A 13,124-nucleotide genomic window follows, 5' to 3' on the forward strand; every position below is an offset into this window, starting at 1 on the left:
AAACAGGAGTAAACCGTGAATATCAGCCGTACCGGCCTGGCGGCCGCTGCGATTTATCTGGCCGGCTGGGCGGCGCTGACGGCGGCGGCCGATGCGCGGCTGCCGGTGTTGTACTCGCTTTACGGCGCCTATCCCTTCAGCCTGTTTTCGCTGGAGTGGAGCTCTGAACTGGCATCGTGGCTGTGCGTATCGCGCCACTGGCAGCCGGAGCAGTGCATCAGCGCCGAGCAGTGGATTATGGTGGCGCTGAATGCCGTATATTGGTATGCCCTCGGCCATTTGGCCGGTTGGGCGTTTGCCCGCATCCGCCGTGCCCGCGACGAGCGCCGCGCCTGGGAAGACTGAATGCGCCCGCCGTTTTGCCGCAGGCAGCCTGAAAACGCCGATACGCTTTTCAGGCTGCCTGTTGCGCTTCGTTTTTCGTTATCCGCCCCCTATCAGGAACAGCCATGAGCGAAACCCCCGATTATCTGAGCGCGGCGGTGCTGCCGCTGCTGGCCAAACTCGCACCGCAGGCGGCAGAGCGCGTGGCGCCGTATATCCCGCGGCTGTTTGCCGCGCTGGCCGACGGCAACAGCTTTATCTATCTGAGCCGCGACGAAGCGCAGGAGCTGGCGCAGGCGGTGCCGGTGGTCGGCAGTGATGCCGCGTCGCCGCTGGTGCTGGACGGACGGCGGCTGTTTCTGGCGCGGCACTGGCAGCTGGAGCGCGATTTGGCGCGGCAGATTCTGCGTCTGCGCACCCGCGCCGCGCCGCCGGACAATCTGCCGCAGCTGCGCGCCCTTTTGCAGCAGTGGTTTGCCGATGCCGGCAGCCGCGACCAACAAGCCGCGGCGGCGCTGACGCTGCTGCAGAACTTTATGCTGGTCAGCGGCGGGCCGGGCACCGGCAAAACGACTACCGTTGCCAAGCTGCTGGCGCTGTTGTGCCAAAACGGCAGCCTGCCGCGCATCGCGCTGGCGGCGCCCACCGGCAAGGCGGCGGCGCGGATGGCGCAGTCGCTGCATCAGGCGGTGGCGAAAATCAGCGGCTTGGACGATGCCGTGCGCGGCCATTTGTCGGCGCTGCAGGGGCAGACCGTGCACCGCCTGCTCGGCCTGCGCCCGCCGCAGATGCAGCCGGTTTTTCACGCCGGCAACCCGCTGCCGCTGGATGTACTGCTGCTCGACGAAGCGTCGATGCTCGACAACGGCCTGCTGCTGCAAACCCTGTCCGCCCTGCCCGACGGCTGCCGCGTGGTGCTGCTGGGCGATGCCGACCAGCTGCCTTCGGTGGGCGCCGGCGCGGTGCTCGAAGCCTTGTCGCAGGGCGAAGCGCTGTCGCCCGCCACCGCCGAACTGTTGCGCGAACTGCTGCCGCAGGGCTGGCAGACCGAATTGCGCGAGCACAGCGCCCGTTTGGCCGTCAGCCACCGTTTTGACAGCGGCAGCGGCATCGGCGTGCTGGCGCGCGCGGTGGTGGCGGGCGACGGCGCGGCGGCGGAGCGGGCGTTTGCCGACTTTCCCGAGCAGCTGGCGCGGCGCGAAGGCAGCATCGACGAGATGGCCGCCGCGCTTTACCGCACGCAGGAAGCCTATTGGCAGGCGGTGGATGCGGGCGAAGCCGCCGCCGTGTTCGGGCATTACGCCGATGCCGTGGTGCTGTGCGCCCTGCGCGACGAAGCCGCCGCCTTCAACCGTGCCTACCGCCGCCTGCTGCAGGCGCACGGTCGCGCCGATGCCGAAGGCTGGTTTGCCGGCCAGCTCTTGATGATCAGCCGCAACGATCCGGCGCAGCAGCTGTTTAACGGCGACATCGGCATCGTGCTGCCGCATCAGGGCGTGCCCGCCGTGTGGTTTGCCGACGGCGCCCGCCTGCGCCCCGTCCCGCCAGCCCGTCTGCCCGAGCACGACAGCGCTTTTGCGATTACCGTGCACAAAAGCCAGGGTTCGGAATACCGCGAAGTGTGGCTGCCGCTGCCCGCTGTCGCCGAACAGCTGCCCGACCGCACCCTGCTGTACACCGCCGTTACCCGCGCCAAAGAGCGCTTTGTCTGCTGGAACGCCGCGCTGCTGGCCGAAGCGGTGCACAAGCAAAGCCGCCGCCACAGCGCGCTGGCCGACTTTCTGCGCCGCGACGGCAAAAACCGCGGATAAGGCAGCGTCGCAGCCTGAAACCCAAAAAGCAGCCTGAAACGCTTAAAACGGCGTTTCAGGCTGCTTTTTGGGTTTCAGGCTGCTTTTTGGTGCGCGGTGCGCACCCTACGTCGGTTTGTTTGCACAATCGTGTGTAGGGTGCGCACCGCGCACCAAACCGCGTTTGGCTGATGCGGTGGCAAACGCCGCTGTGCTGCTTGCGGCGGCAAGCGTTTGGAACGCGCCGGCAGCCTATTTCACCAGTTTCAGCCCCTTTTTCTTGGGCGCTTCGCCGCTTTCGGACGTGGCGGCGGCGGGGGCGGGATCGCTGCTGCTGTCGGCTGCTGCAGGGGTACTGTCGGCGTTTTCAGGCTGCCAGGGTTCGACTTCGAAGCCCATGCCTTCGCCGGTTTCTTTTGCGAAGATGCTTTGGACGTGGCCGACGGGTATCCACAATTCGTGCGACACGCCGCTAAAGCGGGCGTGAAAGTGGATCCATTCGTTGTCGATCTGCAAATCTTTGGTGGCGGCGGGGCTGATGCTGAGCACGATTTGGCTGTCGCGCACGAATTGGGCGGGCACGCGGGTGTGCTCGTTTACCCAAACCGAAAGATAAGGGGTGTAGCCTTCGTCGCCGCACCATTCGTAGAGCGCGCGGATCAGATAGGGTTTGGTTGAAGCCATCGGAAACGTCCTTTCGCGGGGTGCCGCGTTTTCAGGCTGCCTGAAGGGGCGGCAAAGCGCGGCATTGTATCGGCGATTGCCGGCGGGGACAATCGGCGCCGGCCGGGCAGCCTGAAAACGCCGGCAAGGGCAGCGCAGCTAGCTGAACCCTGTATGGAAATTTTCAGGCTGCTTTGGCATTTTCGGGCGCGGGGCGGCGTTCGATAAAACGCAAAACCCAGTCGCCCAGCAGCAGGCGCAGCCACACCACCAGCAGCAGGGCGGGGTAGGCGAGCAGCATATTGTGCGGATGCCCGGACGGGAGCAAGGGCAGCAGCGGCACCAGCAGCGTGAGCGCCAGCGCCGTGCAGTCCAGCATCCGTCCGTGTGCGTTCAGCAGCACGGCGCGGGCGGCGTAGGCCGGCAGGAGCAGCAGCCATACCACGCCCGCCGCCATGGCGGCAAACGGGCGCAGCCACAGCGGGGCAGCCTGAAAACGGGCGGCGCGGAGAACCAAGGCGTTTATCCGCTCAAAGCGCTCGTTGTGGCTCATCAGCAGCCAGAGCGCGGCGTCGAACCACAGCAGCACCAGCAGCATGCTGACGGATGCGGGCAGCCGCCAGCCGGCGGGCAGATCGCGGCTCAGCAGCCAGAGTGTTGCAGGGGTAACCGCCAGACAGGCCGCCAGCCAGCCCCAGCCCCACCAGCCGCCGCGATTATTGGGTATCAGGTAAAAATAGTAGTAAAACCAGGCGGTGCCGAAGCAGAATGTCAGCAGCCATTGCGCCCATGAATCTTCCGGCGCGTAGGCAAAGAGCGCCACCGCCAGCGCCGGCAGGGTAAACAGAAACAGCGGGGCGATGTGCGGCCGGTATTTGGTTTCGCGCCATTTGTTTAAGACATCTTCCAAAAACAGCATATTGTGCAGCAGGCCGCAGCCAAAAAGATAAACGCAGATGGCGGCGGACGCGGCCAGCGGCGACAAAATCAAACCGAACATCAGCTGCGCCCATGACTGGCTCTCCCCGGATACCGGCTGCAGCCACATGCCCGCCGCCAGACACAGCGCCAGCACGGCCAGCAGCATGGCTATGCGCCACGGGCGGTTGCACAACAGCAGCCGCGCCAGCGGCGGATGGCTGACAGCAATATCCGCGCGGTCGGATTCATCGGTTTCGCGATCCAATTCCGGCCACAGCAGCGCCGCCGCGCAGGCAGCCTGAAAACTGCGCCAGCCGGAAGGATGGCTGCCAAGAAAGCGGTTGAAGGCGCGGGTAAAGCGCCAGCCTTCACCGATATCGGGCGCGCTGCCGGCATCCGGCCGCACATGGCGGTAGCCCGCCAGCAGCGCAGCGTGGCGGCGAAACTGTGCCAGCCGCTGCGACTCTTCCAGCGACAGCACTTCGCCGCGCACATCTTCGTCCCAGCGGAAATAGTCCGCCCACTGCACCCACAGCAGCGGATGGGCGATGCGGTGGCGGCGCAAAAAGCCGGCAAAAGCGTGGGAAGCCTGCTCGGCGGCGCCCAGCGGCAGATTGTCGAGCGCCCCGCTAATCTGCGGCCAGCGCTCAAGCAGCAAAGCGCTGCCGCCTTCGGCATACAGATATTCCAGCTGCGATACCAGCAGCGGCGTATCGTCGGCCGGCGGCGGATCGGGGTAAAAATAAGCATCGTCGGCGCTTTCAGGCTGCTTTTCGGGATAGGAATAAACATTTTCCGGATTTTCAGGCTGCCTTTTGCCATCGGCCGGCGCTTCGGATTCGTTTTCCCAAGCGGTATCGGGGCAGCCTGAAAAATCCTGTTCGGCATATCCGGCTTGGCCAGACGGCGTTTCGTCGGGCGTAAAGGCAGCCTGAAAATCCGTATCGGCGCTTTCAGGCTGCTGATCGCGGCTGTCGGCAAACGCATCGGGCGGCGGGGTTTCGCCGGCGGTATCGCCGTCGAACGACCAGTCGTCTGCGTCTTCGTCCGCAAGCAGATGGGGGGCGATGGCAAGCGCTTCGTCAAACGCTTCGCGCAGCGCCTGATAGGCGGCGGCATCGTCGTCGGGGCGGGTGGTTTTCAGGAGCTTGGCGTAGGCGCGTTTGATGGCGCGCGTATCGCCGGTGGGCTCGATTTGCAGGATTTGCCAGCAGTCCATAAGGGGCTTTCGGTGGAGACGGGAAAGCAGCCTGAAAGCCGTTTCAGACTGCCTTTGGGTATCAGCGTTTGTGGCGTTGGCGCAGGTGCTTTTTGTGCAGGCGCAGTTTTTCGCTGTCTGCCTGATATTTGGGGTCGGACAAGACGGATAGGGCGGCTCGGACTTCGCTTTTGGAAAGCAGGGCAGCCTGAAAACTCCGTATATGCCGTGCGGCTTGGCGCGTGCGGCAGACATTGGGCGGCATTTCGGTTTTCAGCTCACAATCGCCGGTAAACACCACCACGGAATGGAAAACGCTTTCGGGCAGCTTCAACAGGGCGGCCAGTGCTTTGATGTGCGCGTAGTTTTGCCGCAGCGGGTTTTGGAAGCGGTGTTTTTCCTTGTAGATGGTCTGCGTCCAATATGCCTGTTTTTCGCTGCCGAAAATCCAGCCCGTGTAGTTTTTGGTTTCGACAACAAATATCCCGAAAACAGAAACGTAAATGTGATCGATCTGGGTAGTGCCCGAGCCGGCCGGAATAATCAGGTCGTGAAACGGGATGTAGATTTTCTGATCCAAATCCTTGCCCAAGCGCGAACGGACGGCGGATTCACCCATTTTGCCTTTGATGGTCGGGCTGTTTAGAAAGGCTTTCAGTATGGCAAGCGATAACGCCAAAACGATAAACCATGTCAGATTGCTCATATTATCTCGGCACAAAAAACTTCGATTTGCGGTTTGGTAAGGCTTTCAGGCTGCTTCCGTTTTCTTTTCAGGCCGCCTGAAAAAGGCTTTCAGGCTGCCTGCGGCGTTGTTTTACAGCAGCCAGCCGCCGTCGTAGCGTTCCAAAAATTCGCCGAACTCTTTTTGTGCGCGGCGGATGGCGGCGGGGTCTTGGCTCTCTAACACGCGTTCGAACTGGGCGAGGGCATGGCCGATGGTTTGGCGCTGGTCGCCAAGGTATTCTTCGTAGAGGCGTTTGGCTTTTTCCAAGAGATAGACGTTTTCCTGCTGCTCGCGCGGATGTACTTTGAGCGCGGCGAGTTTGGCCAGCGAGGCCTGGATTTCGGCTTCGCTGAGGTTGGCGCTGTTGTGGCGGAAGGTTTGGTTGGCGCGGATGTCGAACTCGTCGTTGCTGATGTCCACGTCGAGCAGGCCGTTGATGTCGTAGCTGAAGCGCACGTCGGCATACACGGCGCCGGCGGGGCGCGGCGGGATTTTGATTTCCATGCTGCCCAGATGCAGGTTTTCTTTGGCAACGGCCGATTCGCCCTGAAAAACGTTGAAGCGGATGGCGTCCTGATGGTCGTTTACGGTGAAATAGCGTTCGACGCGCGACACCGGCACCGGCATATTGCGCTCGATAATCGGCGAGAAGCGGCCGCCGACCAGCTGGCCGTTTTCGATTTCGACGCTGGTTTCCACGCCCAGCGAAAAGGGCATTACGTCGGTGAGCACCACTTCTTCCACGCTCTCGTCGCGGGCAATCAGGGCAGCCTGAACCGCCGCGCCGCGGGCGATGGCTTCGTCGGGATTCACCGATACGTTGGCAATGCGGCGGAAGAGTTGGGCAATGCTCTGGCGAATCAGCGGCATACGGGTGGCGCCGCCGACCAGAATAATGCTGTCGATTTCGTCGGGGCGCAGCTTGGCATCGCGCAGGGCGCGCTCGAGCGGGCGGCGCAATCGTGCCATCAGCGGCTTGGCGGCTTCGTGGAACTCGTTGCGGGTAACGTTGGCGGACACCATGCGCCCGCCAACGTTTACGGCGATTTCCGCCTGCATTTCGCTGCCGAGTTTGCGCTTGGCGGTTTCCAGCGCCTGCCACAATTCGCTGCTGTCGGTGAGTTTGGCGCGTTCGTCGTCGCTCAAATCTTTGCATTGGCGTAAAAAGCAGTGGCGCAGCACCTGCACGAAATCTTCACCGCCCAAATGGTTGTCGCCCGCGCTGGCGGACACCTGCACCACACCGTCGAAATAATCGAGCACGGACACGTCAAAGGTGCCGCCGCCCAGGTCGTAAATCAGAAAACGGGTGTCGTCCGGCCGCTCCTGCAGGCCGTAGGCCAGGCCGGCGGCGGTGGGTTCGTTCAGTAAGCGCAAGGGATTGAGCCCCGCCATCTGCACCGCGTTGCGCGTGGCCTGACGCTGGATGGCGTTGAAATAGGCGGGTACGGTAATCACAACATCGGTAACGGCTTCGCCCAAAAAGGCTTCGGCATCTTCTTTGAGCTGCTTCAACACCAGCGCCGACAGCTCTTCGGCGCGGAAGTTTTTGCCGCCGAGGCGGAAGGTTTTGTCGGTGCCCATAAAGCGTTTGAAAGCCGAAGCGGTGGACTGCGGCGCGGTGCGCAGACGCTCGCGGGCGGCCAGGCCGACAAGGATATTGCCCGCATCGTCGGCACTGACGACGGAGGGAGTAAGGAAATGGCCGAGGCGGTTGGGAATCAGGCGGGTTTCGCCGTCGAGAAATTGGGCGACCAAGCTGTTGGTGGTGCCCAGATCGATGCCGATTTGCAGGGTCATGGCGGTTTCAGTCAAACGTTTGTGAAAAAGGCGCGTATTGTAAAACAAGGCAGCCTGAAAACAGAATTTCTGCTTTCAGGCTGCTCTTGGGGTTTCTTTTTCGCAAGGGGATTAGCTGTCCTACCGCCCCAAACAGTGCAGCCTGAAAGCGGTTTTGTATCGGCACGCATTTGGCCGATAATCCGCTTTTTCTTGTGGAGGCAACAATGGCGCGCGGTTTGGATGTCCAATCACAAAACAAACAGATTAAGGAAAACTGCCTGCGGGAAGCCCGCTATTGGCGCGAACATGGCCTGCCTGATGTCTTGGCGCAAGTTTGCCAAGAACGCGGAATCGACACCGAACACGCCGTGTTTTTTGATGTGGGCGGCTCGTTTGACAACAATAGTTTTCACGAAGCCGAATATCTCTATGGTTGGATCATGCACGGGCGCGAGCAGATTGTTTATTTTGAGATCGAGCTTGCGGACGACGGTTCTCCGCTGGTGGCGCAATGGCGGGACGCTGCCGCCGATTTTAATTTTTGCCGGCACAATAAAGGGTTTGGAAAAGGCTTGGGTGCGATTTTGCAAGAAGTATGGGTGGAAATGAACGGAACGCAGGCAGCTTGAAAACCTGCCGGCGCTTTTCAGGCTGCCTGCGCCGCTTGGGCGATGTGGTAGAGAATGGCGGCGGTCAGTCCCCAGATGTCGTAATGGCGGTAGGGCAGGGCGGGGACGACGCGCTCCAGCTCCTGCGGCAGCGGGCGGAAACGGTAGGCGTCGGGGTTCAGCGCGGTGGCCAGCGGCAGCAGGAAGATTTCCGCCACTTCGTCGGGGCTGGCGCGCCAGCTGCCGCCGGTGTGCAGCGCGGGCACGGGGCGGACGCTGTAGCCGGTGGGCGAATAAAAGGGCGGCAGCGGCGGGAAGGTCTGCCAGCTCTCGGGCGGGGTGCCGATTTCTTCGGCGGCTTCGCGCAGGGCGGTGGCGGTGTGGCTGCCGGCGTCTTGCGGGTCTTGGCGGCCGCCGGGAAAGGCAATCTGGCCGCCGTGCTGGCGCAGACTGGCGGTACGGCGGGTCAGCAGCAGCTGGGCGCCGGCAGCATCGGGCACAATGCCCACCAGCACCGCGGCTTCTTTAAAGGTGCCGCGGTGGCGGCGCACGCTGAAATTGCGCGCAGCCAACGCGCCGGACGGCGGGTGGCGGTGGAGCGCGGCGAGAAAAGCGGTCAAGTCGTTCGGAATCATGGCGCAAACGGCAGGGCAGCCTGAAAACGGTTGGGAAAAGAGTTAAGGCGGCCATGCTAAGGCTTGGGCGGCGCTTTTTCAACGGCGGCAGCCTGAAAACGCGCGTCTTGTAGCGCACAAACGCCGCCGCTTTCAGGCTGCCGGCGGAGAGCGGCGGCGCTCTGCCCGCGCAGGCAGCCTGAAAAACGGAAAAATGCTAGAATCCGCCGGTTTTTCCGTCCGGTTGGCGCTGCCGGCAAGCTTGGTAGCCTGAAAAACCGTTTTTCCTGTTTCGGCGGCCGTTTCAGGCTGCTTTTGCCGTTTTATCCGCCCATGTTTACCCTGATTCTTCCCGGCCTGCTGCGCGAGAACGCCGCCCAACTGCCGCTGCCGCCCACCCCCGCTTTAAACCGCCTGCTGCGCTTCGGCCGTTTTGCCGGCGAAGCCGCCGAGCGCGGCGAGATGCTCGGCCGCTGGCTCGGCGCCGCCTTCGATCTGCCGGCCAATCAGGCCTACGCCAGTCCGGTGTGCCAGCGCACCGGCATGAACAGCATTATGCAGCACGGCGGCGCCATACTCGGCATCAGCGCCGAAGAAGCCGGAGAGTGGTGCCGTGGCCTGAACGAGTTTTTCGCCGGCGACGCCGAGTTTGCCGTGCTGCGCCCCGATTTGTGGCTGCTGACCCTGCCTGAGCCGGCCGGCTGGCAGGCGCCGCCCTTGTGGCAGGCCGAAGGGCTGATCGACGGCTCCGCCCGCGCGCAGGGCGAAAACGCGCGCCAATGGCTGTCGATGCAGACCGAAATCCAGATGTGGCTGCACGCCCATCCGCTCAACAGCGGCCGCGGCATTCCGGTCAATGCCGTTTGGCTGTGGACGCCGCCGGTGCTGCCGGCGCCGGCCGAAGCCTTTGAGCTGGTGGGCAGCGGCAATCCGTGGCGCAGCCACAGCGCGCTGAACACCGCCGATGAGCCGCAGGACTTTGCCGCCTGGCAGCAGCAGTGCCGCAACGCCGGTGCCGACATCAACCGCAGCGCCCTGTGGCTCGATGCCTTAAACGCCGGCAGCGACGACCCCGCCCGCTATCTCGATACCCTTGCGGCTTGGGAAAAAGACTTTTTCGCCCCGGTGTGGGACGCACTCAAAACCGCCAGCCTGAAAGGCCTGCGCCTGGTCTGCGACGGTTTGTCCGGCGGCGTGCTCACCGTGCCGCCCAAGCCGCAGTTTGCCTTTTGGAAACGGCGCAAAACCTTTAACGGCGAGCGGCTCGACGCTTAAAACGCTTAAACGCCGCCAAGCGGCATAGGCAGCCTGAAAGCCGTTTTCAGGCTGCTTTTCGCCCTTTTGCCCGCCCATCGGTTAAAATCCGCCCCTTTTGATTTTCCAACTTTTCAGGCTGCCTTCCATGTCTTCCCACGAAACCGCCACCCTTGATTTGGCCAAACAACTGATTGCCGAACCCTCCGTAACGCCTGACGACCGCCGCTGCCAGCAGATTCTGGCCGAGCGCCTGGCCGCCATCGGTTTTGCAATCGAAGAAATGAACTTCGGCAACACCAAAAACCTGTGGGCGCGGCGCGGCAGGGCGGCGCCGCTGCTGTGCTTCGCCGGCCATACCGATGTCGTGCCCGCCGGCAATGAAGCGACGTGGGACAGCCCGCCCTTTGTGCCCAACGAGCGCGACGGCCGGCTCTACGGGCGCGGCGCCGCCGATATGAAAAGCGCCATCGCCTGCTTCGTTACCGCCTGCGAGCGCTTTGTCGCCGCACATCCCGATCACGGCGGCAGCATCGCCCTGCTGATTACGTCCGACGAAGAAGGCGACGCCGCCGACGGCACCACCCGCGTGGTCGATGCGCTCAAAGCGCGCGGCGAGAGCATCGACTACTGCATCGTCGGTGAACCGACCGCCGAAAAGCAGCTGGGCGACACCCTGAAAAACGGCCGTCGCGGCTCGCTTTCAGGCAGCCTGAAAGTGATCGGCAAGCAGGGGCATATCGCCTATCCGCATCTGGCCGACAACCCCGTCCACCGCGCCGCCCCCGCGCTGGCCGCGCTGGCCGCCGAGCATTGGGACAACGGCAACGCCTATTTCCCGCCCACCGGCTTTCAGATTTCCAATATCCAAGGCGGCACCGGCGCCACCAATGTGATTCCCGGCGATTTGGACGTGAAGTTCAACTTCCGTTTCAGCACCGAAAGCAGTGAAAGCAGTCTGAAAAAACGGGTACACGCAATTCTGGACGCGCACGGTTTGAACTATACGCTCGACTGGTCGCTCTCCGGCCATCCCTTCCTAACCGAAGCCGGCCGCCTGACCGACAGCGCCAAACGCGCGGTAAAAGCCGTCTGCGGCATCGACGCCGCGCTCTCCACCACCGGCGGCACGTCCGACGGCCGCTTTATCAAAGCCGTCGCCCGCGAGCTGATCGAGCTGGGGCTGGTCAATGCCACCATCCACCAGGTTAATGAAAACGTGGAACTGGCCGATATTCCCAAACTTTCGGCGGTGTATGAAAACATGCTCGCCGATCTGCTGGCAGCCTGAAAAGGTCGGGACAAAAAAAGCAGCCTGAAAAGCGTTTTTTGCCGCTTTCAGGCTGCTTTTTGCCGGATAAAGCGGTTTATCAATCGGCGCAAATACGCTATATTGCCGCCTTGTCCGTTTGTCTGATTACCAAAGGAAAATACTATGTCCAAAATCCTGATTGTGCCGGTGGGCCGCTATGCCAACAGCGGTGCCGTTGCCCAAGCCGTGGCCGCAACGCTTCCCGATGCGGCCGTTTTCAATCCGCTGGCCGATGCCGAACGCGCCGAGCGCCTGCTGTCCGAAGGCAAGGGCGACGACTGGCTCGATCTGCTGGTGGGCGAAGTCGGCGCGCTGCCGCAGCGGAATATCGTCATCCAGGGCATCCAGCCCGATGCCGACAATCTTTTGCTGTCATCGCAAAACGTCGAGCTGGCGCTGTCGTTTAATGCGGCGGTGGTGTTTGCCGTGAGCGGCGACCATTCCGCCGAAAGCGCGCGCCGCGTGGCCGCCGCCAAGCAGACCTTCGCCGGCCGCGACGTGGTGTTCGCCGGCGTGGTTGCCGACAATCCGAAAACCGCCGAACTGGTGAAACTGCCGTATCTGGGCAGTGCCGCCAAGCCGGAAAATACCGCTCATTTGGCGAAAACCGGCAGCGACCGTGTGTCGCCCGCGCAGTTCCGCTACAACATGATGCAGGCCGCCCGCAAGGCAAACAAACGCATCGTGCTGCCCGAAGGCGCCGAGCCGCGCACCGTGCGCGCCGCCGCTATCTGCCACGAAAAAGGCATCGCCCGCTGCGTGCTCTTGGCCAGCCGCCACGCGGTGCATGCCGTGGCGCAGGAATTGGCCATCGCCCTGCCGGACAGCCTGGAAATCATCGATCCCGAAAGCATCGCCGAGCAATACGTCGCGCCGATGTGCGAACTGCGCAAATCCAAAGGTCTGACCGAAGAGCAGGCGCGCGAACAGCTCAAAGACACCGTGGTGCTGGGCACCATGATGATGGCGCAAAACGATGTGGACGGCCTGGTTTCCGGCGCCGTGCACACCACCGCCAACACCATCCGCCCTGCATTGCAGCTGATTAAAACCGCGCCCAATGCCAGCATCGTATCCAGCGTATTCTTTATGCTGCTGCCCGGCCAGACCGTGGTTTACGGCGACTGCGCGGTCAATCCCAACCCCACGCCCGAGCAGCTGGCAGAGATTGCCATCCAGTCGGCCGATTCGGCCAAAGCCTTCGGCATCGAGCCGCGTGTGGCGATGATTTCCTATTCCACTATCAATTCCGGCAGCGGCCCCGATGTTGATGCCGTTATCGAAGCCACCCGCCTGGTGCGCGAAAAACGCCCCGATCTGGCGGTGGACGGCCCGCTGCAATACGATGCCGCAGTGGTTGAGAGCGTTGCCAAATCCAAAGCGCCCGACAGCGCCGTCGCCGGCAAAGCCACCGTGTTCGTCTTCCCCGACCTGAACACCGGCAACTGCACCTACAAAGCCGTGCAGCGCAACGCCAACGTGCTGAGCGTCGGTCCCATGCTGCAAGGCCTGCGCAAGCCGGTAAACGACCTTTCGCGCGGCGCGCTGGTGGAAGACATCGTCTATACCATCGCCCTTACCGCCATCCAGGCCGAACAGATCGAGCAGGCCAAATAAGCTGATCTGAGTGCAATAAAAAAGCAGCCTGAAAACCGATTTTGGTTTTCAGGCTGCTTTTTTTGCGCGGCAAACGGCGGGGAAATTTGCCATAAGAAAAAGCCGCTTTGGAAAGCGGCTTTAAAAACTTGGTGGCCAGAGGCAGGATCGAACTGCCGACACACGGATTTTCAGTCCGTTGCTCTACCAACTGAGCTATCTGGCCTTGCGAAAGACGCGCATTAAACCAAAGAAGGCCGCTCTTGGCAAGGCTTGGGCAGCCTGAAAATTTTATCGGCATGAATTATATCGGATTAAAGTTTCGGGTATTGGCG

At 62.4% G+C, this 13,124-nt stretch carries 11 protein-coding genes and 1 tRNA gene; 6 read left to right on the forward strand and 6 right to left on the reverse strand.

The window, feature by feature from the left end; all coding sequences use genetic code 11:
- The first annotated feature begins 15 nt into the window (after positions 1-15).
- A complete protein-coding gene (locus OP500_RS05650) occupies positions 16-345 on the forward strand; it encodes a hypothetical protein (RefSeq protein ID WP_274070439.1) in 330 nt (109 codons plus the stop codon).
- A 104-nt stretch (positions 346-449) separates the two neighbouring features.
- Positions 450-2,135: an exodeoxyribonuclease V subunit alpha gene (recD, locus tag OP500_RS05655; protein ID WP_274070440.1), complete on the forward strand. Its 1,686-nt coding sequence runs from the start codon at positions 450-452 to the stop codon at positions 2,133-2,135.
- Positions 2,136-2,366: 231 nt separating this feature from the next.
- Here recD and OP500_RS05660 read toward each other — a convergent pair whose 3' ends face one another.
- From OP500_RS05660 to OP500_RS05675, 4 genes are all read right to left on the reverse strand, one after another.
- Positions 2,367-2,798, reverse strand: coding sequence for a ClpXP protease specificity-enhancing factor (locus tag OP500_RS05660; RefSeq protein ID WP_274070441.1), 432 nt, complete (start codon positions 2,796-2,798; stop codon positions 2,367-2,369).
- 163 nt (positions 2,799-2,961) lie between these two features.
- The gene (locus OP500_RS05665; protein ID WP_274070442.1) at positions 2,962-4,917 is read right to left on the reverse strand and encodes a J domain-containing protein; all 1,956 of its coding nucleotides are present in this window, start codon (positions 4,915-4,917) and stop codon (positions 2,962-2,964) included.
- Positions 4,918-4,978: 61 nt separating this feature from the next.
- A complete protein-coding gene (locus OP500_RS05670; RefSeq protein ID WP_238746567.1) occupies positions 4,979-5,602 on the reverse strand; it encodes a nuclease-related domain-containing protein in 624 nt (207 codons plus the stop codon).
- Positions 5,603-5,713: 111 nt separating this feature from the next.
- Positions 5,714-7,423, reverse strand: a complete 1,710-nt coding sequence (locus tag OP500_RS05675; protein ID WP_238746568.1) for a molecular chaperone HscC — start codon at positions 7,421-7,423, stop codon at positions 5,714-5,716.
- A 170-nt stretch (positions 7,424-7,593) separates the two neighbouring features.
- Between OP500_RS05675 and OP500_RS05680 the strand changes: the two genes are divergently transcribed.
- Positions 7,594-8,034 (forward strand): hypothetical protein, encoded by a 441-nt coding sequence (locus OP500_RS05680; RefSeq protein WP_274070443.1) that lies wholly within the window; start codon positions 7,594-7,596, stop codon positions 8,032-8,034.
- Between the two features lie 17 nt (positions 8,035-8,051).
- Here OP500_RS05680 and OP500_RS05685 read toward each other — a convergent pair whose 3' ends face one another.
- On the reverse strand, positions 8,052-8,648 hold the full coding sequence (locus tag OP500_RS05685; RefSeq protein WP_274070444.1) for a CoA pyrophosphatase: 597 nt from the start codon (positions 8,646-8,648) through the stop codon (positions 8,052-8,054).
- A gap of 294 nt (positions 8,649-8,942) precedes the next feature.
- Between OP500_RS05685 and OP500_RS05690 the strand changes: the two genes are divergently transcribed.
- From OP500_RS05690 to pta, 3 genes are all read left to right on the forward strand, one after another.
- On the forward strand, positions 8,943-9,902 hold the full coding sequence (locus OP500_RS05690; protein ID WP_274070445.1) for a hypothetical protein: 960 nt from the start codon (positions 8,943-8,945) through the stop codon (positions 9,900-9,902).
- A gap of 127 nt (positions 9,903-10,029) precedes the next feature.
- Positions 10,030-11,172 carry a succinyl-diaminopimelate desuccinylase gene (gene dapE / locus OP500_RS05695; RefSeq protein ID WP_274070446.1) on the forward strand — a complete coding sequence of 381 codons (1,143 nt, stop codon included), beginning with the start codon at positions 10,030-10,032 and terminating at the stop codon, positions 11,170-11,172.
- Between the two features lie 144 nt (positions 11,173-11,316).
- Positions 11,317-12,810, forward strand: coding sequence for a phosphate acetyltransferase (pta, locus tag OP500_RS05700; RefSeq protein WP_274070447.1), 1,494 nt, complete (start codon positions 11,317-11,319; stop codon positions 12,808-12,810).
- A gap of 129 nt (positions 12,811-12,939) precedes the next feature.
- On the opposite strand, the gene OP500_RS05705 is transcribed toward pta, so the two are convergent.
- A tRNA-Phe gene (locus tag OP500_RS05705) sits at positions 12,940-13,015 on the reverse strand.
- Positions 13,016-13,124: the final 109 nt, after the last annotated feature.

This window comes from Kingella sp. SNUBH-2017, assembly GCF_028680565.1.
GTDB lineage: Bacteria > Pseudomonadota > Gammaproteobacteria > Burkholderiales > Neisseriaceae > Kingella_D > Kingella_D pumchi.